The sequence below is a fragment of the Yersinia sp. 1252 StPb PI genome, assembly GCF_048593885.1.
Classification (GTDB): domain Bacteria; phylum Pseudomonadota; class Gammaproteobacteria; order Enterobacterales; family Enterobacteriaceae; genus Yersinia; species Yersinia enterocolitica_E.
Genome location: NZ_JAZGQE010000535.1, coordinates 1 through 343 on the forward strand (window position 1 = coordinate 1; position 343 = coordinate 343).

A 343-nucleotide genomic window follows, 5' to 3' on the forward strand; every position below is an offset into this window, starting at 1 on the left:
TCACTATAATAAACAGGTCAGCAATATTGACTTACATATGTTATTACAAGAGAGATATCCACAAGGTAGTAATAGTTATACCCATAAGAAAGAAGAGCATAATATCCTGATCGGCAAAGCCCAAAAGGTCGATAAAGATATTTATAACTTACCACTTATGATTGATGAGCGCTGTGAGTTAATGGGTGATCATCAATCAGGTAAACACTTGCAAGGTATGTTATTAGTTGAGGCATTTAGGCAAACATTTATTGCCGTTACTGAGGAGTTTTATCCGTTCCTCGGTGATATCAAAAAATACTTTGTTATTAATTCACTCAATATTAATTTTTATAATTTTGTT

Annotated in this window: 1 protein-coding gene; it reads left to right on the forward strand. The window is 32.4% G+C overall.

The features are described from left to right. Positions 1 to 37: 37 nt before the first annotated feature. Positions 38 to 343: AfsA-related hotdog domain-containing protein (locus V2A85_RS24645; protein WP_420072684.1), on the forward strand; the 306-nt coding region annotated here is incomplete at its 3' end.